The sequence below is a fragment of the Actinocorallia populi genome, assembly GCF_002995495.1.
GTDB classification, from domain to species: Bacteria; Actinomycetota; Actinomycetes; order Streptosporangiales; family Streptosporangiaceae; genus Actinocorallia; species Actinocorallia populi.
Genome location: NZ_PVZV01000006.1, coordinates 685034 through 709099 on the forward strand (window position 1 = coordinate 685034; position 24066 = coordinate 709099).

The following is a 24066-nucleotide window of genomic DNA, read 5'->3' on the forward strand; positions in this document are numbered from 1 at the left end:
CCTCCGTCAGTCCCGGCCGGTCCTGCGCCTGCGGTAGGCGCGCTGCCGGCAGGAAGGCGAGCAGTACGCCCTGGGGCGGCCGGAGGCGGGGCGTTCCACCGGCGTGCCGCACACGACGCACACTCCTGTTTCGTCACGCGATTCGTAACGTTCGCGGACCAGGAACTCGATGCCGTCCAGGAGCCGGGCGAGGCCGAACTCGAAAGGGTCCTCCGGCTGGTCGAAGCCGCCCTCCTCCCACAGGCGGGTGAGTGTGGGATAGGCGTACAGCCGCTCGAAAAGCGTGTCGCGGCCGCCCCACCACTCTTCATGGCTGACTCCGCTGCGGCGCTCCGCCTCGGCCGCCTCCACCAGCAGCAGCGCCTCGGAATCGATGAACCTGCCGACGAGGCCGACCACGGCGATCACTTCGGCGGGGGGCAGCCCCGTGTCGGCGACCACGCTCAGCATCTGCTCGTAGCGGGCGATGATGTTGGGGCCGGGCACGTGCCGGCCGCCGCGGACCTCCGCCAGCCACGGATGCCTGCGGCGCAGCTCCCAGCCGTCCCGCGCGCACGCCTCCAGGCGGGTCCGCCAGCCGCCCCCTTTTGGCGCCGCGGCCTCCGGGGCCGCCGCCCCGCCCGCCACCTCGTCGCACATGAGGCCGATGAGCTGGTCGCGGCCGGGCACGTGCCGGTAGAGCGACATGGTGGTGAAGCCCAGCCGTTCGGCCACCTTCCGCATCGACAGCCCGGCCAGCCCCTCGGCGTCGGCCAGTTCGACGCCCGCGCGCACGATCCGGTCGAGGCTCAGCCCCTGCCGGGGCCCCGCGCCGCCGTCCCGCCACAACAGCTCCACCGCGTGGTCCGGATCTTCCGCTCTGTCTCGCGCCATCCCCGCCTCCTTGGTTTATGGTATACACCCTGTGTACGCCATAAACTCAACGGAGGTGGCATGTCCACGACCGAACTGTTCGTCGCCCCTGACGGGGACGACTCCGCTCCGGGCACCCTCGAGCAGCCGTTCGCGACCCTCGGCCGCGCCCGGGACGCGGCCCGCGCGCTCACCGGTGAGATCACCGTCCGGCTCAGAGCCGGAACGCACCGGCCGGCCGGGCCGCTGGAGCTGACGGGTGCCGACTCGGGCCGAGGCGGCCGCCGCGTGGTCTACCAGCCCTACGGTTACGGCACCGCCGAGCAGGAAGAAGCCGTCATCAGCGGCGGCCGCCTCGTCGCGGGCTGGCGGGAGCGGGACGGCGTGTGGCTGGCCGACGTCGGCGACCTGGACACCCGCCAGCTGTACGTGGACGGTCGCCGGGCCGAACGGGCGGGCATCGAGGGGCTGCCCGGCCGGGTCGCCATGACCGAGACCGGCTACACCACCGACAGCACGGCGCCGCTGGCCTGGCGCAGCCCGGGTGACGTGGAGTTCGTCCACCGGGGCGTCTACCCGTGGACGGAGGCCCGCTGCGGCGTCGCCGAGGTCTCGGCCGACGGCGAAGGCGCCGCGATCACCATGGCGCGGCCCGCGTTCGGCCGGGCCCTCGACTTGTACAACTCCACCTGGGAGGGCCAGACCTCGCGCGGGCCCGGCCTGCCGACCCGGATCGAGAACGACGCGTCCTTCCTCACCGAACCGGGCACGTTCGTCCTGGACCGCTCACGTCCCGGCCACCACGTCCTGCACTACCTGCCCCGCCCCGGCGAGCACCCGGAACGCACGCGAGTGGTCGCACCGGTCCTGGAGGTGCTGCTGCACGCCACCGGCGTGAGCGACGTGACGTTCCGGGGGCTGACGTTCGCCGACGCGACCTGGCTGCGGCCGAGCGGCCCCGAAGGGTTCCTGCACTACCACGGGAGCGGCTTCTACCTCGGCGGCCCGGTCCTCACGGTCTCCCTCGGCGAGGACGTCGGCTCGGTCACGGTTCCCGGGGAGTCCGCCACGATCCCCGCCTGCCTGGTGCTGGAGGACGTGTCCGGCGTGCGGATCGAGGACTGCCGCTTCACCCGGCTGGGCGCCACCGGGCTCGCCGTTTCCGGCGGCGCGGACATCACGGTGCGCGGATGCGACTTCGACACCCTCTCGGCCGGAGCCCTCGTGGTCGACGGCAGCCGTTCCGTCCTCGTGGAGGACAACCGGGTCCACCACATCGGCCTGGAGTTCTCGGGCTCACCCGGCATGGCGCTGACCGGCACGACCGGATGCACGATCGCGCACAACCACGTCTCCGACGTGCCCCACTGCGGCATCGTCGCCGGACCCGGCCAGGGCACCCGCATCCTGCACAACCTCACCACCAACACGATGCAGGTACTGGCCGACGGCGGAGGCGTCTACCTGTCCGGCCCGCAGGGAGACTCCCACGACACCGGCGCGGTCATCCGGGGCAACGTCATCGAGGACACGCGCACGCCCTACAACTTCGGCCTGTACACCGACTACGGCGCGGCGTGGGTGACGGTGGCGGAGAACATCGTCGTCCGAGCCGACAGCACGGCCGTCCTGCACGTGTCGCCGCCGCTGGACAACGTCGTCTACCGGGGCAACTTCTGGGACGCCGACCCGATCGGTGCAGACGCGCCGCCCTCCGGAGTCGCCTACGAGGACAACACCACGTTCACCGGCGGGAACGAGCCCGCGGCGGCGGCCGCCATACGGGCCCGAGCCGGCCTTCGGAGCCCGCGGCCGCCCCGGACACCGGCAACGGATCTCCAGAGCGCCTTCCTCTGAGAGCGCCCGCCCCGTTTCAGGTGAGCGCGTCGGCGGCCTTTCGCAGCCCGTCGAGCAGCACGGCGGCGCGCTTCGCCTGGGCCCCGTCGACTTCGGCCGCCAGCTCGGTGACCGCGTCGATCACCGCCCGGATTCCGGCCGCGGCGCCCGGGCGTCCGGTGAAGAACACCGGTGCGGCCAGCCCGTCGGCGAGCTCGGCGATCCGGCGGAGCTGGCCGTCGGCGATGTCATCGAACACTTTCAGGCCGACGAGGGCCGGCGCGGGCAGCGTCCCGAGCCGGACCGGCAGGATCGTCCAGCGCCTGATCAGGTCGTCGAGTTCGGCGGCCTGCAGAACGGTCTGCGTGATCCCCCGGGCCCCCAGCCCCACGGCGACCGGTTCGAAGCCGGCGAAGACCTTCTGCAGCCCCTGCACCTGAGGGCGCTCGTAGCTGCGGTCGTTCGCCCACAGCAGTTCCACGACCTCGGCCACGTGCATACCCAGCGCCTTCGCCGCGACCGGGTAATGCGCCTCGATCTGCTTTTCTGCGACGACTTCGTCGGACGTCAGACCGGGCGTCCCGGAACGCGCGGCGGGCGGCACGAAGGCGGACCCCCGGAGCAGCGCATTGATGATCAGTTCGGCCAGCCGTAGAGGCGGCTCCGCCGTCGCCTCGAACGGCACCAGCAGGCTGCCGGGGACCGGGTCGTACCGCAGCACGTCCCCGCCGAGGACGATGCGGAGGTTCTGCAGGTCGCTCTTCAGCTTGCTCATGAAGTGCTCCAGCAGCCGCGCGGCCGCCACGGACTCCGGCCCGTGCTCGCGGGAGAGCCAGTAGCCGCGGCTGCCCAGGATGCCGAGTTCCTGCAGCCGGCCTTCGACCTTCCGCATGGCCTCCATGTCCTCGCCGCTGCGCAGGTCCCACACCGCCGTCGCGGTACAGACGTGGACCTGGGCGTCGTAGGCCCGCAACCAGACCCGGTTGAGCTTGATGTCGGCCCAGGCCAGCGCCGGTCCGAGCGGGTTGCCCACCGGACGCGGCGGCTGGAGGGCGCGCCGCTGCGCCTGCACGAGCCCGCGTTCCCGGTAGATGCCCGGCGGGAGGTTCTCGACCTGCTCGGCCAGGTGCGCCGCGGCCTCGTAGTAGGTGTCGGCGTTCCGGGTGCCGATCTCCGACGCCAGGTAGCCCTGCCCCCAGGAGTTCCGGTACGTGTAGTCCTTCACCGGGTGTTCCCCGTGCTCGCGCAGCGCGTGGGAGATCTCGTGGATCAGGGTGAGCGCCCGCCGCGTCAGCGGCTCGGGCGAGTCCGTTCGCAACGCGGCCGGACTGAGCTGGACCTGGACGTGCGCCTCGTCCAGCGCCGAGACGGTCTGCGCGCCGACGGAGTCGGGCAGGCCGGGGTTCACGACGACCTTGCCCGCCTTGTTCAGCTCGACGATCCGCTGGTGCAGCAGGGCGAACCTCCGCCCGAGCACCGTGTAGTCGGCGGGCTGGAAGCCGAACCCGGCGTCCAACACCCTCGTCGCGGCCAGCGCCCCCGGCGCCCCTCCCGCGTCCACGATCTCTTCGACCTTCGCGATGAGCTGGTTCAGCACGGCGGCTTCCGCGCCCTGCACTTTTCTCATGGTCTCCCCCATCGGCCCCGTGTTCCGGCGCCTCATGGAACTCCCGGTGCGGTCACGAGGTCAATGTCCTGCCTTTTAGGCAGGAGCAGCGAACCACGCCCAAAAAAGCGAACACGTCCGAAACCTCGGCACCCACCCGAGAAGGGACGAGCCGGAGGTCAGCGTTGTGCGGCGGGGACCGTGCAGAGCTGAGCGGTCAGGGTGGCGCGGGCCCATTCCTCCCAGACGTCGGGCGACCAGCCGCGGTCCTGGACGAAGACCAGGTAGAGCTGCGGGCTGAGCAGGCCGAACAGCAGGTCCGCGGCCGTCTCGACCGAGACGTCGGGGCGGAAGTCGGGTTTGCCTGCCAGCGCCTGGGCCGCGGCGCTCTGCACGGTGTAACGCGGATCGGGGCCGTCGGGCCACTGCGCGGCGATCTCCAGGTCGGTCGCGGCGGCGGCCTCGATCAGCGGCAGGATCGGGGCGACCCGGCCCAGGATCTCCCCGGTGCCGCGAACGTGCGCGTGCAGCTGGCCGGCCGCGGTGGGCGCGGCGCACGCCTCGCGGAACCACGCACGGTCCAGGGTGGCGACCGGTTCGGTGTCCCCGGCGATGGACGCGTCGACGACGTCCTTGAACAGGGTGCGCTTGTTGCCGAAGACGAAGTAGACCGTCTGGACGGCCACGCCCGCCCGGGCGGCGACCTCCTGCAGGCTCGTCGCCCCGTAGCCCTGGGCGATGAACAGCTCCCGCGCCGCCACGACGATCTTCTCGCGGGTGCGGCGCGAGCGCTCGGCCCGCTTGTCCGGCCGCTTGACGTTCTCCATGCCGCGAGTATATCTCTAGAGTCCAACACTAGAGTTCAACTCTAAATTCTTGGAGGAGACGATGGACCACCCGGACACCGCCCCGGCCGTTACCGAACGCGACCAGGAGGAGGCCGTCCGCCGCGAGCTGGCGGACTACTACCGCGCCGGCGAACCGCCCTGGGACACCGGCGTGACGCCGCCCGAGCTGGTCGCCCTGGTGGAGGGGCATGACGCGCCGCTCCCCGGCCGCGCCCTCGAACTCGGCTGCGGCACCGGAACCAACGCCGTTTACCTGGCTCGGCACGGCTGGGAGGTCGTGGCCGTCGACCTGATCGACTCCGCGATCGAGCAGGCCCGGGAGAAGGCCGCCGCGGCGGGGGCGACGGTACGGCTGCTGTGCGGGGACGCCACCCGTCTCGACGAACTGGACGTGCCCGGCCTCTACGACCTGTTCTTCGACCTGAGCTGTTACTGCGGAATCCCGCCGCACCGCCGCGACGCCTACGCCGCCGGACTCACCCGCCGTGCCGCTCCCGGCGCACGGCTGCTGATGTTCGGGTACGGCCCCGAAGCGTTCGACGACCCGATCTCCGGTGTCACCGCCGACGAGCTGCGTACCAGGTTCGCCGGTTGGGAGCTGCTCGAGACCGCTCCCGGCACGAACCCGGTGCCCACCTTCTGGTTCGTGCTTCGCCGCAACGCGCAGGAAGCACGAACCGACCGGTGACATCCGAGACCGACCGCGACCCGACCACACCACCCGACGAAGGAGCCTTGATGCACACCGTTGTCAACGTCCAGCAGGCAGAAGCGTGGAACGGCTGGGAGGGGTCGGCTTGGGCCGACAACGCCGCCCGGTACGACGCGATGATGGGCGGCTTCGACCAGCCGCTCTTGGCCGCCGCCGCGATCGGCGAGAACGACCACGTCCTGGACGTCGGGTGCGGCACAGGCCAGATGGCCCTGCTGGCCGCGCACCGGGCGTCACGAGCACAGGTGGTCGGCGTCGACATCTCCGGGCCGATGCTGACCCGCGCCCGCGCCGACGCGGCCGAACTGGGCATCGCCAACGTGCGGTTCGACCAGGCGGACGCCGAGGCGCATCCCTTCGAAGAAGGCCGCTTCGACATCGTCATCAGTCGCGGCGGCGTCATGTTCTTCTCCGACCCCGTGGCCGCGTTCGCCAACATCACCCGCGCCCTCCGGCCCGGCGGCCGGATGGCGTTCATCGTTCCGCAGGCGGGCCGCCCCGGCAGCGACTACGCCCAGGCCACCGCCGCGCTCGCACCGCTGATGCGCGGCCCCTCACCCGCGTCCCGGGGCATGGGGTCGCTGGTCGACCCCGACCGCATCCGCCAGGTGCTCGAAGAGGCGGGTCTGGCTCAGGTGAACGTGAGCCCGGTCGAAGCGATGATGGACTACGGCCGCGACGCCGCGGACGCCGCGGATTTCATCCTCGGTCAGGGCCCGGTCCGCTTCAACCTCCAAAGCGCCGACCAGGCCGCCGTCGCCCGCGCCCGCGAAGGGCTACGAGCCGGACTCAAGGCTTACGAGACTCCGGATGGAGTTCGCATCCGAGGCTCCGTATGGCTGGTGAGCGCCGTCCGGTCATAGTCCTGCCAGGTCCTCCGCGATGGCGTGCAGTGTCTCGCGGCTGATGAGGCCGGTCGCCAGCTCGGAGATCTCCAGGAGCGAGAACGGCAGCGCCTCTGGCAGCATCGGGCTCTCCATGAGGGCGCCCAGGTGGCGGCGCAGTACGGCCTCGGCCGCGGGTTCGGTGAGCAGGTCGCGGGTGGGGGTGAGCACGCCGAGTCGGGAGGAGGGGAACTCCTCGGCGGTGAGCGGAGGGCGTTCCGCCGCCTGCACCTGCTCCCATTGTTTCTGGACGAGCAGGTGGTCGCGGGTCACGGGTCCGTTCCGCGGTAGTCCCAGCCGCTCGTACTGCTCGGGAGGGGCTTCCTCGATGCGTAGCAGCCTGGTCAGCAGTGTGGCCATGCGCAGTTCGAGGTCGTCGTCGATCAGCGGTGTCCGCTGCTCCGGGTCGTTCTCCAGATCGTAGAGAAGGGTGCCGAACGCGTACGGGTCGGTGTAGGAGTAGCCGGGTACGCGGAGCGTCGCCACACCCTTGGTGAAGGAGAACGGCTCGGTGAGGGTGGCGTGGCGCAGCGTCTCCACCGGGAAGCGGCCTCGCATGTGCGTCGGCATCAGCGTGTACTCGGCGAGCGGCTGGTTTCCTTGGGTCGCGCACGCCCGCATGTAGACGTACCGGCCGTCGGTGACGCTCACATGGCCGCCGAAGCAGCCGAACAACCCCGCATCACGTACTGGGATGTCCTCGGCCACGACGTGGCGCAGCGGCATGCCCCGCATGTCGGGGGTTCGATCGATGCCGAAGAACTCCAGCAGCGTCGGCCCGAAGTCGATCGTCTGGACCAGGCTCTTCCTCCGCTCACCGGCGACGCGGCTGCGCGGATCCCAGACGAACAGAGGAGTGTGGATGGTCTCTCCCCAGAACGGCGGTGTGTTCTTGCCCCACCAGTCGTGTTCGCCGAGCAGGAGTCCGTGGTCGGTGCAGACGACGAGGAGGGTGTCCTCCCACAACGACAGGTCGTCCATCAGGTCGAGGACCCGGCCGAGGGACCGGTCGCACATGGACAGCAGCGCCATGTACTGGTTGCGCAGGTGGGCGACCTGTTCGGGGGTTTCGGTGACCCGCTTGTAGTCGGGCCAGTCGAAGTGCGGGCCGTCGTAGTCGTCGGGGTAGAGCTTCTTGTAGTCGTCGTAGCTGAAGAACGGTTCGTGCGGGTCGAACGTCTCGATCTGGAGGAACCAGTCGTCCTCGGTGTGGTTCGTGCGGATGAAGTGCATACCGGCGTCGAACGTCTGGGTCTGCGGGTGGTCGGCCTCCTCCGTGAGGTAGAGGCGGTTGATCCAGTCCTGTCGGCGCAGCGGGTTGGCGGTGTGCGCGACGCTTTCGGGGACGTCGGGGTCGGCGACGTGGCCCTTCCATTCGTCGCCTTCTTGCCCGCGGAAGAGCTCGAAGGTGTTGTAGCGCGGGTGGTACGTGGCGCCGCCGTCGAGCCAGTAGTGCTGGTGGTCGGTCACCAGGTGCGTGTATACGCCGTGTTCCTTGAGGATTTCCGGGACCGAGTCGTCGAAGGGTTCCAAAGGCCCCCACCCGCGGTGCAGGAAGTTGTGGCGGCCGGTGTGCATCTCACGCCGTGCGGGCATGCACGGCATGCTTCCGCCGTAGCAGGTGTCGAAGGTGGCGGTGCGTTCGGCGAGGCGGGTGAAGTTGGGCGCGTGCACCCCTTCGGCCCCGTACGGCGGCAGGAACCGCCGGTTGAGGCTGTCGAACATGACCATGATGGCTTTCACGGGACACTCCTGATCCGCATGACGGAGACGGCTCCCAGCGTCATGATGAGCGCGGCTGCCGCGTACAAGGCCTGGTAGTCGTCGAGGAGGGCGAGGACGGCCCAGCCGATCGCCGCGTAGAGCGGGACGTTCTGTGCGGCGTTGATGATCCCGAGGTCGCGGGCGCGGGTGCGCTGGTCGGGCAGGACGTCGGTGACCAGCGCCTGGTCCACCGACAGGAACGTGCCGAGGCCGATGCCGAGCAGCACGGCGCTCACGATCGCGGTCGGCCAGCTCGGGGCGAGCGCCAGCAGCAGGGCGGCGACGGCCTGGAGCGCGCCGGCGAGCGCCACCAGTTCCCTGCGGCGTCCCAGCCTGTCCGAGAGCCTTCCGCCGAGGAAGCCGAACAGCGCGCAGAACACCAGGTAGACGAGGGTGAGGACCAGCAGCGACGTGTCGGGGTCCTTGCGGTGCAGGACGTCGTCCAGGAAGTACAGCAGGTAGGCCGTCCCGATGCCGTTGCCGGCGTTGATCAGCACGCGTGAGGCCAGCGCCCAGTAGTAGTCGGGATGTTCGCGCGGGCGCGGGAACGGCACTTTCTCCCCGGCCTTCATCCGTGCGCCGGGTTGCTGGGCCGGGCCGGGACGGCCGCGTCCGCCCAGCAGGAACGGTGCGGCGGACACCGCGGCCAGCAGCGCGATCACGGCCCAGCTCGCCCCGAGCGAGGTGACCAGCATCGTCACGATCACCATGCCGACGACGACGGAGACCACCTGCGGCACGCCCATCGCCGCCGACGCCGTTCCCCGCCGCTGCGGCGGCACCCGATCGGCGATCACCGCGCTGAGCGCCACCAGGAACGCGGACGTGCCCATCGAGATCGGCACCATGAGCGCCGCGACGACCCGCCAGTCGTCCTGCGACCCCACCAGCGCGAACGGGACGCCGCCGACCACCAGGCCGCCCACCGCCCAGATCCGGCGGCGGCCGAACCGGCTCCTCGTCCGGTCGCAGGCCATGCCCGCGAGCGGCACGCAGACCACCGCGACCGCCGCGTTCAGGATCAGCAGGAACGACAGGACGCCGACCTTCTGCTCCGGTTCGATGATCCCGATCAGGTGGGGGGTCAGGAACTGGGGCGGCATCATGACCAGCAGCCAGTAGGCGAACCAGGCGAGCGAGTACCCGAGGAACCAGTCACGTCCGAGGCCGGGTGCGTTCGCCGCGGCCTCGGGCGCGGAACGCGGGGGGTTGCGTCTGGGGAGCATGTTCACCTCAGCGTGGGGGCCACGGTCTGGGGTAAGGGATATCACCGATCCGACTTAAAGTGAACAAGTCTCATGTTATTGCGGGTCGGCGATCTCGCGGAAGTAGGCGCGCAACATCCGCGCGCCCAGCGCGATCACCGCGGGATCGCCGTCCTCACTGCTCTGGAAGGCGAGCCTGAGCAGGCCGTCGGTGGAGGTGATGGCCACCAGCAGCACCCGTTCGGGATCGGGCAGGGGCGGCAGGCCCGCCTCCCGGAGGCCGAGCGCGTACAGCTCCCCGGCCATCGCCGCGTCGGCGCGGCGGACGATGTCGGCGTCGAACGGGCTGCCGTCCCCGGGGTCGGCGACGAAGAACCCGGGCAGGACGCGGCGCATCGCGAGGATCTCGTCGTAGACCAGGACCGCCGCCTCGCCCCAGCCGTCCACGGACTCCCCCGCGAGCCGTTCGCGCACCCGGGCGAGCAGCAGCTCCAGGTTCCGCGAGGCCAGCGCCTGGAGCAGGCCCGACTTGCCGTCGAAGAACTGGTACAGGGTGCCGATCGGGACGCCCGCCCGCCGTGCCACGCCCCGCGTCGTCAGCGCGTCGTGGCCGACCTCGGCGAGGAGTCCGGCGCAGGCGTCGAGCAGCCGCTCGAACCGCTCGGCGCTGCGGCGTTGCACCGGCGCCCGGCGTACGCCTCCGGTCATGGGCCGCCCCTCTCTGGAAATATGACACTTGTTCATGTTCTAATGCGATCGGCACTCATGTTAGAACGGAGTCACTCATGGACGCGCTTCCCCGCTTCCCCGCCGGTTTCCGGTGGGGCACCGCCACGGCCTCGTACCAGATCGAGGGCGCGGTCCATGCCGACGGTCGGGGCACGAGCATCTGGGACGCCTTCTGCGTGCAGCCCGGCCGGGTGAAGAACGGCGACACCGGCGAGACCGCCTGCGACCACTACCACCGCTGGCCCGAGGACGTGGCGCTGATGGCCGGCCTCGGCACCGACGCCTACCGGTTCTCCGTCGCGTGGCCGCGCGTCCAGCCGGACGGCCGCGGCCCCGCCAACGCCAAGGGCCTGGACTTCTACGAGCGGCTGGTCGACGCCCTCCTCGAACACGGCATCGCCCCCTTCCTGACCCTCTACCACTGGGACCTGCCGCAGGCGCTCGAGGACCTCGGCGGCTGGACGGCCCGCGACACCGCGCACCGCTTCGCCGACTACACCGCCCTCGTGGCCGACCGGCTCGGCGACCGGGTCGCGGCCTGGATCACGCTGAACGAGCCGTTCGTCCACATGACGGAGGGCTACGGCCTCGGCACCCACGCGCCCGGCAGGACGATGCTGCTGGACGCGCTCCCGGCCGCCCACCACCTGCTGCTCGGCCACGGCCTGGCGGTGCCGGTGCTGCGCGAGCGCGTCACCGGCGAGGTCATGCTCACCAACAACTGCAGCCCGGTCTGGCCCGCCGCCGGCACCCCCGCCGACCGCGCGGCCGCGGACGCCTTCGACACCCTCCAGAACCGCCTGTTCAACGACCCCGTCCTCCTGGGCCGCTACCCGGACCTGTCCGCCTACGGGGTGGCCGAACTCCCCTTCGTCCGGGACGGCGACCTGGCGCTGATCTCCGCGCCGATCGACGGCCTCGGCGTCAACTACTACAGCCCGACCCGGGTCGCGGCGCCCGCGGGGGCTGCGCCGCACGAAGGCCCGTCCGTGATGGGCGAGGTCGGCGACCGGCTCCAGGGCGTGGGCCTGCCCTTCGAGGACACCCCGATCGAGGGCTACCCGGTGACCGCGTTCGGCTGGCCCGTCGTCCCCGACGCCCTGCACGAACTCCTCACCGGCCTGCGCGCCCGCTACGGAACGGCGCTCCCTCCGATCACCATCACCGAGAACGGCTGCTCCTCACACGACGAGCCCGGCATGTCCGACGACGACCGCGTCGCCTACCTGGACGGACACCTCCGCGCCCTGCACCGCGCCATCACCGACGGCGTGGACGTGCGCGGCTACTTCGTCTGGTCCCTGCTGGACAACTTCGAATGGGCCGAGGGCTACAGCCAGCGCTTCGGCCTCGTCCACGTCGACTTCGAGACCCAGCGACGCACCCCGAAGGCGTCCTACCACTGGTTCCGCACCCAGCTGGAGGCCCAGCGCTGAGACCGTGCGGCTCGCGGGCCACCGCCGAACCGGTGGTATATCAGAGGGCATGGGAGCAACGAACGAACCGCAGACCATCACGGCCCGGGACCATGAGTTCCTCCGCCGGTGCGTGGACCTCGCACGCGAGGCACTGGAGGACGGCGACGAACCGTTCGGCTCCGTCCTGGTGGACGCGCAGGGCACCGTCCTCTTCGAAGACCGCAACCGGGTCAAAGGCGGCGACCACACCCGCCATCCCGAGTTCGAGATCGCGAAGTGGGCGGCGACCCACCTCTCCCCCGAGGAACGGCAGGCGAGCGTCGTCTACACATCGGGCGAGCACTGCCCGATGTGCAGCGCCGCCCACGCCTGGGTCGGCCTCGGCCGCATCGTGTACGCCTCCAGCAGCGAACAGCTCACCACGTGGCTGAGGAACTGGGGCTTCGGCGAGGGACCGGTGGCCCCGCTGCCGATCAACGCCGTCGCCCCGCGACTCCCCGTCGCGGGTCCCGACCTCTCCTTCGAGGCCGAGATCCGCGCCCTGCACGCCGCCCTGCGGGGAGTCGACGAGGCGAAGCAGCCGCCGTCAGGCCGTTGACCCGCTGTCGATGACCAGATCGGTGCCGACCATCGCGCCGGCCGCGGGAGAGGCGAGGTAGAGCACCGCGGCGGCCACTTCTCCGGCCTCCGCGACCCGGCCGAGCGGGTTCTGCGTCTTCACCCGCTCGGTCCGGTCGGCCTCTGTCTCGCCGGGGAACAGCGACATGGGACCGTCCGCGGCACCCGGGCTGACCGCGTTGATGCGGATGTTCTGGTGGATGTGGTCGAGAGCGGCTGCGCGGGTCAGCGCGGAGACCGCGGCCTTGGAGGTGATGTACGCGGCGGCGTTCGGGATCCTCATGTGGGTGCCGAGGTTGGAGGAGATGTTGACGATGACGCCGCCGCCGTTCTCCTTCATGTGCGCGATCTCGTGCTTCATGGCCAGCCAGACACCGGTGGTGTTGGTCTTCAGCACCGCATCCCAGTCCTCCTCGCTGATCTCGCCCGCCGGTACGGTGCCGCGAAATATCCCGGCGTTGTTGACCGCGATGTCCAGGCCGCCGAAGCGGGTGACGCTCTCGTGCACGAGGTTCCGGAGGCTGTCGGAATCCGTGACATCGGCGGTGACGGCGACGGATGTGCCTCCAGCCGCCTTGATGAGGCCGACCGTCTCGTCCAGCGAGGACGCGGTGCGTCCCGCAGCGACCACGGACGCCCCTTCGGCGGCGAAGGCGAGCGAGATCGCGCGGCCGAGGCCGGTGCCCGCGCCCGTGACGAGGACGGTCTTGCCGGTGAAGCGGTTCATCTCAGTGGCTCCTTGAGTGGTGTTCATCCGTTGCGGTGGTGCAGAAGGGCTACGGCGGCGAGGGCGGTTCCCGTCGCTGCCAGAGCCCGGACGTCGCTGCCGAGGGAGAGCAGGACAGCGAAGAGGATGGTCGGACCGAGCTCCATCGCGGTGTTCAGCGCACCGCCTGCGAGCCCGGACTGCTGCCGGGGCACGTCTTCTGTGGCGAGCACAGAGGCTCCCCCGAAGGAGGCCGCGGCGCCGGCCGGCAGCAGTACGAGGCCCGGCAGCAGTCCCAGGGCGTACGGAAGGTGCGTGTCGAGGCCGGTGAACGCGAGGAGGGCGAGCCCTGCCGCACCCGTTCCGAGCCCGATGGAAGCGACGGCCCTGGCCCCGTACCGGCCGATGAGCGGTCCTGCCGCCCGGCCCGAGGCGATCAGCGCCACGGCGAACGGAACGAAGGCGGCCGAGGTCTGCAGCGGTGACCAGTCACGCTCCTGCTGGAGGTGGAGCGAGAAGACCACGAAGGTGATCGCGGTCCCGCAGGCACTCACCGCGATGGCCGCGAGGGCGAGAGTCCGCCGCCGGTGGAACAGGAAGCGGGGCGGCAGCAGCGGGTCGCGGGCGCGGCGTTCGGCGTACGCGAACACGGCGAGCAGCGCGGTCCCGCCGAGCAGGGGCACGAGCACGTGGGCCGATGACCAGGGGTGGGCGCCGGTGACGACGAATCCGTAACTGGCCAGGGTGATCCCGACGGTGGCGAGCAGGGCGCCCGGCAGGTCGAGGCCTCTGCCCCGGTCGGGGACGGTGTCCGGCAGCAGCCGTGGTGCGAGGACGAGGGCCGTGACCGCCACCGCGACGGGAACCGCGAAGGTCCAGCGCCAGGAGAGCAGCGCCGAGATGACGCCGGAGAGCAGGTTGCCCGCGGTCGCGCCGAGGACCGAGAGTCCTCCCCAGGTGGCCATGGCCCTGCGGGCCGCGACGGGAGACGGGAAGAGGACGTGCAGTAGCGCCATGGCGGCGGGTGCGATGAAGGCGGCGCCCGCGCCCTGCGCGAAGCGCGCCGTGAGCAGCGTTCCGATACCGGGGGCGAGCGGGGCGGCGGCCGAGGCGGCGGAGAACAGGAGGAGACCTGCGGTGAGGACTCGACGGCCGCCGTAACGGTCCGCGAGCCGTCCGCCGAAGAGCAGCAGTCCGGCGAAGGTCAGCCCGTAGGCGGCGCTGAGCAGCACCAGGTCGGCGCGCTCCAGGCCGAATTCGCGTCCGAGAAGAGGCAGCGGCACGGCGAGCGAGGCGAGCGTGAAGATCAGCGTGATCTGGACTCCGCCGAGGAGGATGAAGGCACGGCGTTGCCGCGGGGCGGTGGCACGGGCGGCACTCGTGGTGGTCATGCCACTCCTCGATATTTGACCGATCGATCCATTATTAGGGCATGCGAGAAAGGGAGCCCGGCGGCTCCGGCGAACGGGGGCGGTTCAGGCCAGCAGGGCCAGCGACTGCTCGGCCGCGTCCCGCACCCGGGCGGGATCGTTCGACGCCTTGCCGACGATCCGCATGCCCTGCATCAGGACGAGCAGCATGCGGGCGAGCGCGTGCGGATCGCGGTCCTCGGGCAGCTCGCCCTGGGCCCGCGCCCGCACGAGCGCGGAGTGCAGCACGGTCTCCAGGTGGTCCCAGCTGCCCTGGACGCGGCGGGCCGCCGCGGGGTCGTGCGGCGCCAGCTCGGCGGCGGTGTTGGTGATGAAGCAGCCGTTCAGCCGGTCCTCCGGGGACGCGGCCTCCGCGGCGAAGCGCCGCACCACCGCCCGCACCGCGGGCAGCACGGGGCCCGGCTGGGACATCTCGTCGAGGAGGAACGGGCCGCGGGTCTCGCAGTACCGGTCCAGTGCCTTCAGGTAGAGCTCGTGCTTGTTGCCGAAGGTCGCGTAGATGCTGGCGCGGCCGATGCCGAGGTGCTCGACGAGGTCCGCCATCGACGTCGCCTCGTACCCGCGACGCCAGAAGAGCTCGAGAGCCGACTGGAGGGCGGCGTCCGGGTCGAATTCCTTGGTTCTGGCCACGACGAGGACCGTATACCGATCTAGAACGATCAGTCAATAAAGAAGCCGTGCGCTACCTCCCGCCTCACTCGGTGATCTTGGCCAGGAAGGACTCCAGGTTGGCGTGCAGGCGGGCGATCTTCTCCTCCGGGGAGAGGGACTCCTCCAGGACCCGCCCGGCCACGGACTCCTTGCGGCTCCGCAGGTACAGCGAGCAGTCCAGGTCGCCGCACAGGTACTGCCCGACGGTGTCGCCCTGGCGGCCGGCCTCGCCGGTGCGGCGCGCGACCATCAGCGCCACGCCGCCGCCGGTGCGCGTGGTCAGGCACAACGAGCACATGCTGCGCGCGGTGAAGCCGCGCCCGCCGCCGGAGGTCGCCCGCAGCGCGATCCCGACCAGCCGGTCGTCGCGTTCCATGACCAGATACGCGCGTTCGGGTGCGCCCGGATCTCGCCAGCCGAGGAAGTCCAGATCCTCCCATGGCTGGTCGGCGAGGTCCTTGGGCGGGTTGAGCCGCTTGGCCTCCCCCTTGGAGCAGTTGATGAAGGAGGCGCGGATGTCACTCTCGGTGAGGGTTCTCATGGGCGGCGAGGCTAGCTAAGCTAAACTCATTATGCAAATGGATAAATCACTTAGGTTCAGGGGGTGTGCCCCATGGCACGCGCGGGGGTGACCGTCGAACGCCTGGTCCGGGTGGCGGCGGATCTGGCCGACGAGATCGGCTTCGACAACGTGACGGTCACGGCGCTGGCGCGCAGCTTCGGCGTCAAGGAGGGCAGCCTGTACTCCCACATCGAGAACATGCGGGACCTGCGGGTCAAGGTGGCGCTGCTGGCGCTGGCCGAGCTCGCCGACGCCGCCGGCGCCGCGCTGGCCGGACGCTCGGGCAAGGACGCCCTGGTGGCCTTCGCCGACGCCTACCGCGACTACGCCAGGAAGCATCCGGGCCGCTACGCCGCCACCCGCTTCCCGCTCGATCCGCAGACCGCCGCGGCCAGCGCGGGCGTCCGCCACGTGGAGATGACCCGGGCGATCCTGCACGGCTACCGCATCCCCGAGCCCGACCAGATCGACGCGATCCGGCTGCTGGGCAGCACCTTCCACGGGTTCGTGAGCCTGGAGACCGCCGGGTCCTTCCAGCACTCCGCTGACGCACGCGGTACGGACGCCTCCTGGTCCAGGATCCTGGACGCCCTCCACACCTCCCTCACCCACTGGTCTTCGGCCTGACCACCGGGCCCCGCCGCAGGCGGCTAAATCGGGCCCTCAGCCGTCGAGCAGCCGCCACTCGGTGAGGGCGATGCCCAGGGACCTCCCGAGCAGCTCGACCCGGTGGACGACGCTGCTGCGGCGCAGGTGGAGAAGATCGGCGTCGTCCTGTGCGGCGTCCCGGGGCACCCGGCCAGGAGCACCGGCGCGCCCGGGTCGTCGTGGCGGATGACCGGTGCCTTGTCCGTGCGGAGGAAGGACGCTAGCGTTGCGGCGAGGCGAAGACGCCCGACCGTTCAGGGGAAAGGGAGGTTGATGAATATGGCTGCCGATGCCGTCTCCGTCATGCCCTTTTTCCGGTCCGCGTGAGTTTGGAGCGCGGCCCGGGTCAGCTGAACGACCGGGAGTGGACTTGTCCTTCTTCTTCACCATGAGCGGCGCCGAGCTGCTCACCGACCGCCTCGCCCTGAGCCCCTGGACGGACGGCGAGATCACCGCCGTCCGGGACGGCGGCCGATCGGCCCGGTGGGCCGACGACTTTCCCACCGAGGGAGACCGCGTCGTCGTCGAACTGTTCGCCGAGAACCCCGCCTGGCTGGGACGGTACGGCCACCGCCGGATCGTCGAGCGAGACAGCGGCCTGGTGGTCGGTTCGATCGGCTTGTTCTGGCCGCCCGGCGACGGCGCCCTGGAGATCGGCTACGGCGTCGCGGCCTCCCGGAGGGGGCGCGGCTACGCCCCCGAGGCCACCCGCGCCCTGACCGAGTACGCCTTCACCGCACCGGAGGTCCACACGGTCTACGCGAACGTGGAGCTGTCGAACCCGCCCTCGATCCGAGTCCTGGAGAAAGCCGGTTTCCGGCTGTCGCACACCGACCTCGACCAGGCCACGGCCCGCTACCACGCCGCCCCTCCGGCCCGCCCGTAACCGGGCACGGGGTCGGGTGCCCCGCCATGATCCTCATGGCGGGGCACCCGACCGTGCGTCCTTTGTCGGAACGACCGAACCGGACCGGGGTCGTTCGTGGGATGCGACATTAACAACGAGCGGTTCCCTGCTTAACGTGACGGCGATCCCCTCCCCGATGGAGTCAGGAGTCACCATGAAAGCGATCACGCGTGCGCTATTGGCCGCACTGCTCGCCGGACCGTTGGCGGTCCTGCCGGTCACGGGGGCACAGGCCGCCCTTCCGCCCGCGGTCGAAGTACCGCTGCCGATCCCCTCCGGCATGACGCTGGAGCAGAAACTCAAGGCGAACGTCGACTTCTGGACCGCCAACGACTTCGACCGGATGAAGAAGCTCGTGCAGCACGCCGACGTACAGCAGCGCAACAATCCCGACGGCACCGCCGACTTTCTCGACCGCGGCCGACCGTGGAGCGGCGGCGGGGCCGTCAGTAAGACCGCCGGCAAGGTGCTGATGCACTTCGGAGACAGTGACGACAACCTCTCCCTCTGCTCGGCCAATGCCGTGATCAGCGGCAACCGCAGCACCGTGGTTACCGCGGGCCACTGCATCCTGGTCGATGCACCGTTCCTGGGCTCCACCCGGGGCATCGACAACTGGGTGTTCATCCCCGGCTTCCGCGGTGACGAAGTGGGAACGCCCGGAGCCACGGTGGCCGACATCGCCCCCTACGGCATCTGGGCCGCCACCAAACTGATCATCACCGAGACCTGGTCGCAGAACCCGAACTTCCTGTGGGGACGGGACATGGGAGCGGCCGTCGTCCGCAACCCGTACGACTCACGACGGCTGACCGATGTCGTCGGAGGACAGCCCATCGCGTTCAACCAGCCGCAGAACCAGTACCTGCACCTGTTCGGCTACCCCACCGACAACGAACGCAACTGGGAGTGCGGGCAGCCCGACACGAACGGCCAGTGCACCGGCCGGCAGTTCACCGGCAGAACGCTGTGGGTCTCCGAAGGCACTTCCTTCCGCGGCGCCGTGTGGGTCGACGACCACCTGAAGGCGGCGACCGCACCGGGCTCCAGCGGCGGTCCTCTGTTCGAGGACTTCGACGAGACCACCGGGAGCGGCACACAGGTGGCCGTCACCAGCCGCTTCCACAACCCCGATGATCTGTCCCCCCTCGGCTGGCTCAAGGGCCCCTACGTCATGGCGACGCACTTCGGTGACTACGAGCAGGCCGTCTATGAAGCCGCCCAGACCACCCCGGTGAACTGACCTCCGCCGCGCGCGCACCGCACACCGGCGGATGACGGTTCCTGCGGTGCATCGCGCGTGGAGAGGGGTTCGCTGCAGCCGGAAACCCGGTGATCGGGAGGCGGCCGAGGCCTAGATTCGGGAGCATGCATCCACAGCCGGTTGATTTCCTGGATCTAGAACGCGCCTTCTCGTCCCTCTTGGGGCTCTCCGTCGGTGACGCTTTCGGTGACAGGTTCTTCGCCCCCGTGTACTTCCACTCCAGGCACGCCCACACGGTGCCCGAGGCGCCCTGGGCGTGGAGCGACGACACCGAGATGGCCTGCACCGTCACGCTGCACCTGGCGGAGAACCACCGCGTCGACCAGGACCTGCTGGCCGCCGAGTTCGCGGCGCGCCTGTCGGTGGGGCGCCGCTACGGTGCCAACGCCCTGGAGTTGCTGGAGCGGGTGAGGGCGGGCGCCGGCTGGCGGACCGAGGCGCGCGCCGGCTTCGGCGGCGAGGGATCGTACGGCAACGGGGCGGCGATGCGGGTCGCTCCGCTGGGCGCGGCGCTGACCGGACGGCCTGAGGAGGCCGCAGGAACCGCGATCCGCACCGCGGAGGTCACCCACGCGCACCCGGAGGCCGTCCAGGGCGCGGCGGCCGTGGCCGCGGCAGCCGCCGCAGCGCCCGCCGGTATGTTCGGCGCGGTCCTCGGCCTCCTGCCCGAGGGCAGAATGCGCGAGCGTGTCAGCACGGCATCCGCGATGGGCGACGCCGCACCGGAGCGTGCCGCCGCGGTCCTAGGCAACGGGGAGCGGATCAGCGCACTGGACACCGTCCCCTTCTGCCTGTGGACCGTCGGACGTTACGGCGCGGACTACACCCGTGCCCTCCGCGCGTGCGTCGCGGTCGGCGGCGACATGGACACGACGGCGGCGATCGTCGGCGGGATCATCGCAGCCCACCACGGGCACGGCGTCATCCCCGCGACATGGCTGGAGGCGAGGGAACCGCTGCCGGAGTGGCTGTCACTGCGTGCTTTCCAGCCCGATGCCCGAAGCGCCGAGCCCCGCGACCACGACCGTGCCCGGCGCCCGCCAGACCCCTGACACGTTCGAGGCGGCTCCTCGGCCGGCACCACGTGATGAGCAAGCGGTGAATTCGTCCTTGCCGCCGACCGCACCCTTCCCTATGGTCATCCACATGACTAGTCATATCCATGAGTACTGCTAGCCGATGGCACTGCGGCACGCGGTGCTGGCGGCACTGCTGGACGGCGAGTACAGCGGTTACCAGCTGGCCAAGATCTTCGACGTGGGCGTCGCCGATTTCTGGTACGCCTCTCCCCAGCAGCTGTACGCCGAGCTGACCAGGATGGAGGCCGGCGGTCTGGTGGCGGGCCGGCGGGTGACGCAGGAAGGGCGTCCCGACAAACGGGTGTTCACCGTGACCGACGCCGGGATCGCCGAACTGGCCGCGTTCGCCGCCGCACCGGCCAAGCCGCTGCTCCTCCGCGACGACCTGATCGTGAAGGTCCACGCGTCCGACCTGCTCGACCCCGCGCCCCTGGTCGTCCAACTCCGCGAACGGGCCGAGCAGGCGGCGGCCAAGCTCGAGCTGTTCGAGAAGATGCTGGTCCGCCTGCGCGGCGGGCTGGAGGAGGAGCCGTTCCTGCGCCGGGGCGAGCGCGTCGGTCCGTACCTCACCTGCCAGGCCGGGCTCCGGTGGGAGCGGCAGATGCACGAGTGGTGCCTGCAGACGGCGCGGACCCTGGAAGAACGCGCCGCGAGGCACGGAGGAAGGACAGCGCCATGACGGTCTACCACCGGTATGTGGCCCTCGGGGACAGCCAGACCGAGGGGCTCGGCGACGGCGACGACGTGCAGGGGCACCGCGGCTTCGCCGACCGGCTCGCCGAGCACCTGGCCCGCGCCGACCCCGGCCTGCTCTACGCCAACCTCGCCGTGCGCGGCAGGCGCGCCGCCCAGGTCGGCGACGAACAGCTCCAAGCCGCCCTGGAACTGCGCCCCGACCTGGCCACGGTCGTGGCGGGCATGAACGACCTCATCCGGCCCGGGTTCGACGCGGCCGAGGTGGCGGACGCCTTGGAGGGGATGTTCGCCGCGCTGACCGCGGGCGGAGCCCACGTGGTCACCGTGACCTATCCCGACATCGGTGCGATCGTCCCGCCCGCGCGGCGGCTCCTGCCCCGGGTGCTCGACCTCAACGCACGCATCCTGCAGGCGGCGGCCCGCCACGGCGTGACCGTCGTCGACACCTTCCCGCTCGCCTCCCTCACCGACGCCCGGATGTGGAGCACGGACCGGCTGCACGCCAGCCCCGTCGGCCATGCCAGGATCGCCGCCGCCATGGCGCACGCGCTGAACCTGCCCGGCAGCGACGGCACCTGGACGTCCCCGCTCCCTCCCCCGCCCCCGGCTCCCGTCTGGCACTCGACGGCCGCGGAGCTGCGCTGGCTCGCCGCGTTCGCCGGGCCGTGGCTCGCCCGCCGCCTGCGCGGCCGCTCCTCCGGTGAAGGCCGCACGGCCAAACGCCCCGCCCTCGCTCCGGTGGCTCCACCTGGGCGGTAAAAGACAAAGGCAAGGAGAACTCGCACTCCCCGCCATTTTTAATTTATAGCGCGCCAAGGGGCTTGCGGCAAGACCCGGGTCGTGCTGCAGAATCGGCGGCCGAGGCCGGGACCTGCGGAAATCAGGGGTGCGCGATTCCGTGTTCCTTTGTCGATCGACTTACGGGTCGTGCGGGACAACCGGCCGAAAGACGGCTTTGTCGAATGGGGGATGTTCGTGATCGATGTGATCGTGGTCGGTGGCGGGCCGGTGGGCTTGATGCTGGCCGGCGAGTTGCGGCTGCACGACGTGCACGTGCTCGTGCTCGAGAAGCTGGCCGAGCCGACCGGGCAGTCCCGCGGCCAGGGCCTGCACGCGCGCAGCGTCGAGATGATGGACCAGCGCGGCCTGCTGGACCGGTTCCGCGCCGTCAGTGAGGAGTACCGGGTCGGCGGTCTTTTCGGCGGCATCATGAAGCCGTGGCCGGACGGCCTGGACACGGCGCACCCGTACGGCCTCGCCACCCCGCAGCCGGTCACCGAGCGGCTGTTCAACGAGTGGGTCCGCGAGCTCGGCACCGAGATCCGGCGCGGTTGCGAAGTGGTCGGGCTGGACCAGGACGGGGACGGGGTGACCGTCGGACTGGCCGACGGCACGCACCTGCGCTCGCGTTACGTCGTCGGGTGCGACGGCGGCCGCAGCACGGTGCGCAGGCTGCTCGGCGTCGGTTTCCCCGGCGAGCCCGCCAAGGTCGAGACGCTGCTGGGCGAGATGCACCTGACCGAGGATCCGGCGACGGTCGCCGCCGTCGTCGAGGAGGTCCGCAAGACCCAGCTGCGGTTCGGCGCCGCTCCCGTCGGGGACGGGGCGTACCGCCTCGTCGTGCCCGCCGAAGGAGTGTCCGAGGACCGTACGCTTCCGCCGACGCTCGAGGAGTTCAAGCAGCAACTGCGGGCGTTCTCAGGCACCGACTTCGGGGCGCACTCGCCACGCTGGCTCTCCCGGTTCGGCGACGCCACCCGGCAGGCCGAGCGTTACCGGGTCGGCCGGGTGCTGCTGGCCGGCGACGCGGCGCACATCCACCCGCCGACCGGCGGCCAGGGGCTCAACCTCGGCATCCAGGACGCGTTCAACCTCGGCTGGAAACTGGCAGCCGAGGTCCGCGGCTGGGCGCCGGAGGACCTGCTGGACAGCTACCACGCCGAAAGGCACCCGGTTGGCGCCGCCGTGCTGGACAACACCCGCGCGCAGATCGCGCTGCTGGGGACTGATCCGGGTGCGACCGCGCTGCGGGGGCTGTTCTCGAAGCTGATGGACTTCGAGGAGGTGAACCGGTACGTGACGGAGATGATCACCGCGGTCGGCGTCCGCTATGACTTCGGTGAGGGTCATGAACTGCTCGGCCGTCGGCTGCGGGACGTGAAGCTGAAGCAGGGCCGCCTTTACGAGCTGATGCGCGGCGGCCGAGGACTGCTGCTCGACCAGACCGGCCGGCTCTCGGTGGAAGGCTGGTCGGATCGGGTCGACCACGTCGTGGACACCAGCGAGGAACTGGACGTGCCCGCCGTGCTGCTGCGACCGGACGGCCACGTGGCGTGGGCGGGTGAGGGCCGGCGGGAACTGCTCGACGGGTTGTGCCGGTGGTTCGGGGCCGCCACCGGGTGAGCGCGGCCGACCTTGTCAACCGCCGCATGGCCGGGTCGGTCACCGTGTGTGCACGGGGCGAGCGTATCGGTATCGAACACCGGTGGCCTCGGGCTGGGATCAGGCCTTATCCGGAGCGGAAGTTCCCCGGGCGGTTCCCGCCACGGCACGCTCTGTTACCTCTGTCACAATCCGGACAACCAAACTGGCGCTTGGTTGTTGACCCTTCAGTCAGCGGTGCTTACGTTCGTCTGGAAGCCGCTTCAACGAGGAAGGCGGCGCCGGAACCCGCAGAGCCCCGACCAGAACAGTGGGAACCGGCGCTGACCTGCCCTCGAGTCGTGGGTTGTTGTCGTCGTCCGCCCGGGAGGACCTGACACGACCTGCTCGGCGAAAGCGGCCATCCCACCCCCCTTCGGCGTTCTCATGCGCCGCGCCAGAAAAGGAAGACCATGTCCCGTAGAACGAAGTTGGCCGCGCTCGCCGCGGCCTCGGCCGCCGCTTCGGCCGCCGCCGTCGGCCTGACGGCCTCCCCGGCCATGGCCGCGCAGCTGGCCACGGGCAACCTGACGCTCAACAACGTTCCCGTCCTCGGCACCATCAACTGCAGCTCCACCCTGGACGGCACCAAGACCAGCACCGCGTTCACCGTCACCGGTGCCACGGCCACCGGGTGCGGTGCCACCGTCACCGCCCAGAACCTCCCCTGGAGCGGGACCTTCGGTCCCCCCGCCACCATGTACTTCGCGATGAAGGCCGCCGGCTGCACCTACAGCGGCACCCTGTCGGGCAGCACCAGCGCCGGCCCCCCGCGCACCATCACCTTCACGAACCAGCCCGTCAGTGGTTCGGGATTCCCCTGCTTCAGCGGGATCACCGTCAGCGCGACGTACACCTTCTCCTGATATGACCCTCGGGCTCGCGCCGGTCGTTGACGGCTGAGCCCGACCGACCTCACCATGGTCTCGGCGGCGGCCGACACCGGGACCATGGTGCACAAGGCGCCCCTCCAACGTGGGGCGCCTTGACGTCGCACCGAGGTCAGGCGCCGGCCGCCTTCTTGTAGAGGCGGGTCGCCAGCGGGACGAACACGATCAGCATGACGGCGATCCAGAGCAGGGACGCCGGGACGGCGTGCTGCATGGGCCAGGCGTCAGAGGTCTGCAGTGCGGTGCTGGTGTTGCCGAAGAGTTCGCGGGCCGCCTGGGTGAAGGTGGAGACGGGGTTCCACTCCGCGACGACGCGCAGGGGCGTGGGCAGTTTCGAGCT

The 24066-nt window shown here is 70.7% G+C and carries 24 protein-coding genes and 1 pseudogene; 13 read left to right on the forward strand and 12 right to left on the reverse strand.

The genetic code is table 11. From position 1 onward, the window contains the following. Window positions 1-6: 6 nt before the first annotated feature. The gene (locus C2865_RS26555) at window positions 7-873 is read right to left on the reverse strand and encodes a TetR/AcrR family transcriptional regulator (protein ID WP_106401265.1); all 867 of its coding nucleotides are present in this window, start codon (window positions 871-873) and stop codon (window positions 7-9) included. Window positions 874-933: 60 nt separating this feature from the next. Here C2865_RS26555 and C2865_RS26560 point away from each other — a divergent pair, with 60 nt between their 5' ends. Beyond that, window positions 934-2709 (forward strand): right-handed parallel beta-helix repeat-containing protein, encoded by a 1776-nt coding sequence (locus C2865_RS26560; RefSeq protein WP_106401266.1) that lies wholly within the window; start codon window positions 934-936, stop codon window positions 2707-2709. Between the two features lie 16 nt (window positions 2710-2725). On the opposite strand, the gene C2865_RS26565 is transcribed toward C2865_RS26560, so the two are convergent. Further along, window positions 2726-4315, reverse strand: coding sequence for a M35 family metalloendopeptidase (locus C2865_RS26565; RefSeq protein ID WP_157963920.1), 1590 nt, complete (start codon window positions 4313-4315; stop codon window positions 2726-2728). A 158-nt stretch (window positions 4316-4473) separates the two neighbouring features. Further along, entirely contained in the window at window positions 4474-5121 is a 648-nt protein-coding gene (locus C2865_RS26570) for a TetR/AcrR family transcriptional regulator (protein ID WP_106401268.1), read from the reverse strand. Window positions 5122-5170: 49 nt separating this feature from the next. On the opposite strand from C2865_RS26570, the gene C2865_RS26575 reads away from it, so the two are divergent. Both C2865_RS26575 and C2865_RS26580 read left to right on the forward strand, forming a co-directional pair. Next, a complete protein-coding gene (locus tag C2865_RS26575) occupies window positions 5171-5830 on the forward strand; it encodes a class I SAM-dependent methyltransferase (RefSeq protein WP_232835818.1) in 660 nt (219 codons plus the stop codon). Between the two features lie 50 nt (window positions 5831-5880). Next, window positions 5881-6717, forward strand: a complete 837-nt coding sequence (locus tag C2865_RS26580; protein ID WP_106401270.1) for a class I SAM-dependent methyltransferase — start codon at window positions 5881-5883, stop codon at window positions 6715-6717. Here C2865_RS26580 and C2865_RS26585 read toward each other — a convergent pair. The 3 genes from C2865_RS26585 to C2865_RS26595 form a co-directional block, all read right to left on the reverse strand. Then, window positions 6712-8481 (reverse strand): sulfatase family protein, encoded by a 1770-nt coding sequence (locus C2865_RS26585; RefSeq protein ID WP_106401271.1) that lies wholly within the window; start codon window positions 8479-8481, stop codon window positions 6712-6714. The genes C2865_RS26580 and C2865_RS26585 overlap by 6 nt on opposite strands. Continuing rightward, window positions 8478-9728 carry an MFS transporter gene (locus C2865_RS26590; protein WP_106401272.1) on the reverse strand — a complete coding sequence of 417 codons (1251 nt, stop codon included), beginning with the start codon at window positions 9726-9728 and terminating at the stop codon, window positions 8478-8480. Before C2865_RS26590 ends, C2865_RS26585 begins: the two co-directional genes overlap by 4 nt. Window positions 9729-9803: 75 nt before the next feature. Further along, window positions 9804-10415, reverse strand: coding sequence for a TetR/AcrR family transcriptional regulator (locus C2865_RS26595; RefSeq protein ID WP_106401273.1), 612 nt, complete (start codon window positions 10413-10415; stop codon window positions 9804-9806). Between the two features lie 77 nt (window positions 10416-10492). On the opposite strand from C2865_RS26595, the gene C2865_RS26600 reads away from it, so the two are divergent. Continuing rightward, entirely contained in the window at window positions 10493-11872 is a 1380-nt protein-coding gene (locus C2865_RS26600) for a beta-glucosidase (RefSeq protein ID WP_106401274.1), read from the forward strand. 49 nt (window positions 11873-11921) lie between these two features. Next, window positions 11922-12452 carry a nucleoside deaminase gene (locus C2865_RS26605; RefSeq protein WP_106401275.1) on the forward strand — a complete coding sequence of 177 codons (531 nt, stop codon included), beginning with the start codon at window positions 11922-11924 and terminating at the stop codon, window positions 12450-12452. On the opposite strand, the gene C2865_RS26610 is transcribed toward C2865_RS26605, so the two are convergent. From C2865_RS26610 to C2865_RS26625, 4 genes are all read right to left on the reverse strand, one after another. Then, complete coding sequence (locus tag C2865_RS26610) at window positions 12441-13199, reverse strand: SDR family NAD(P)-dependent oxidoreductase (RefSeq protein ID WP_106401276.1); 759 nt, start codon at window positions 13197-13199, stop codon at window positions 12441-12443. The genes C2865_RS26605 and C2865_RS26610 overlap by 12 nt on opposite strands. A gap of 23 nt (window positions 13200-13222) precedes the next feature. Then, entirely contained in the window at window positions 13223-14569 is a 1347-nt protein-coding gene (locus C2865_RS26615) for an MFS transporter (protein WP_106401277.1), read from the reverse strand. An 84-nt stretch (window positions 14570-14653) separates the two neighbouring features. Next, entirely contained in the window at window positions 14654-15238 is a 585-nt protein-coding gene (locus C2865_RS26620) for a TetR/AcrR family transcriptional regulator (RefSeq protein WP_106401278.1), read from the reverse strand. A 64-nt stretch (window positions 15239-15302) separates the two neighbouring features. After that, window positions 15303-15800: an FBP domain-containing protein gene (locus C2865_RS26625; protein ID WP_106401279.1), complete on the reverse strand. Its 498-nt coding sequence runs from the start codon at window positions 15798-15800 to the stop codon at window positions 15303-15305. Window positions 15801-15872: 72 nt separating this feature from the next. Between C2865_RS26625 and C2865_RS26630 the strand changes: the two genes are divergently transcribed. Further along, window positions 15873-16448: a TetR/AcrR family transcriptional regulator gene (locus tag C2865_RS26630; RefSeq protein WP_106401280.1), complete on the forward strand. Its 576-nt coding sequence runs from the start codon at window positions 15873-15875 to the stop codon at window positions 16446-16448. A gap of 36 nt (window positions 16449-16484) precedes the next feature. Here the strand turns inward: C2865_RS26630 and C2865_RS41555 are convergent, their stop codons facing one another. Beyond that, entirely contained in the window at window positions 16485-16616 is a 132-nt protein-coding gene (locus tag C2865_RS41555; RefSeq protein WP_269802747.1) for a hypothetical protein, read from the reverse strand. A gap of 223 nt (window positions 16617-16839) precedes the next feature. On the opposite strand from C2865_RS41555, the gene C2865_RS26635 reads away from it, so the two are divergent. From C2865_RS26635 to C2865_RS39585, 7 genes are all read left to right on the forward strand, one after another. Beyond that, a complete protein-coding gene (locus C2865_RS26635) occupies window positions 16840-17355 on the forward strand; it encodes a GNAT family N-acetyltransferase (protein ID WP_232835819.1) in 516 nt (171 codons plus the stop codon). Between the two features lie 136 nt (window positions 17356-17491). Continuing rightward, on the forward strand, window positions 17492-18619 hold the full coding sequence (locus C2865_RS26640) for a trypsin-like serine peptidase (protein ID WP_157963921.1): 1128 nt from the start codon (window positions 17492-17494) through the stop codon (window positions 18617-18619). Window positions 18620-18744: 125 nt separating this feature from the next. Beyond that, window positions 18745-19692 carry an ADP-ribosylglycohydrolase family protein gene (locus C2865_RS26645; protein WP_106401282.1) on the forward strand — a complete coding sequence of 316 codons (948 nt, stop codon included), beginning with the start codon at window positions 18745-18747 and terminating at the stop codon, window positions 19690-19692. A 127-nt stretch (window positions 19693-19819) separates the two neighbouring features. Beyond that, the gene (locus C2865_RS26650; RefSeq protein ID WP_106401283.1) at window positions 19820-20398 is read left to right on the forward strand and encodes a PadR family transcriptional regulator; all 579 of its coding nucleotides are present in this window, start codon (window positions 19820-19822) and stop codon (window positions 20396-20398) included. Continuing rightward, on the forward strand, window positions 20395-21174 hold the full coding sequence (locus tag C2865_RS26655; protein ID WP_106401284.1) for an SGNH/GDSL hydrolase family protein: 780 nt from the start codon (window positions 20395-20397) through the stop codon (window positions 21172-21174). The genes C2865_RS26650 and C2865_RS26655 overlap by 4 nt, the downstream gene beginning before the upstream one ends. Before the next feature lie 216 nt (window positions 21175-21390). After that, a complete protein-coding gene (gene rox / locus C2865_RS26660; protein WP_106401349.1) occupies window positions 21391-22818 on the forward strand; it encodes a rifampin monooxygenase in 1428 nt (475 codons plus the stop codon). Between the two features lie 431 nt (window positions 22819-23249). Further along, window positions 23250-23702 (forward strand): hypothetical protein, encoded by a 453-nt coding sequence (locus C2865_RS39585; protein WP_157963922.1) that lies wholly within the window; start codon window positions 23250-23252, stop codon window positions 23700-23702. A gap of 136 nt (window positions 23703-23838) precedes the next feature. Here C2865_RS39585 and C2865_RS26670 read toward each other — a convergent pair. Further along, a pseudogene (locus C2865_RS26670) lies at window positions 23839-24066 on the reverse strand (ABC transporter permease); the annotation flags it as partial.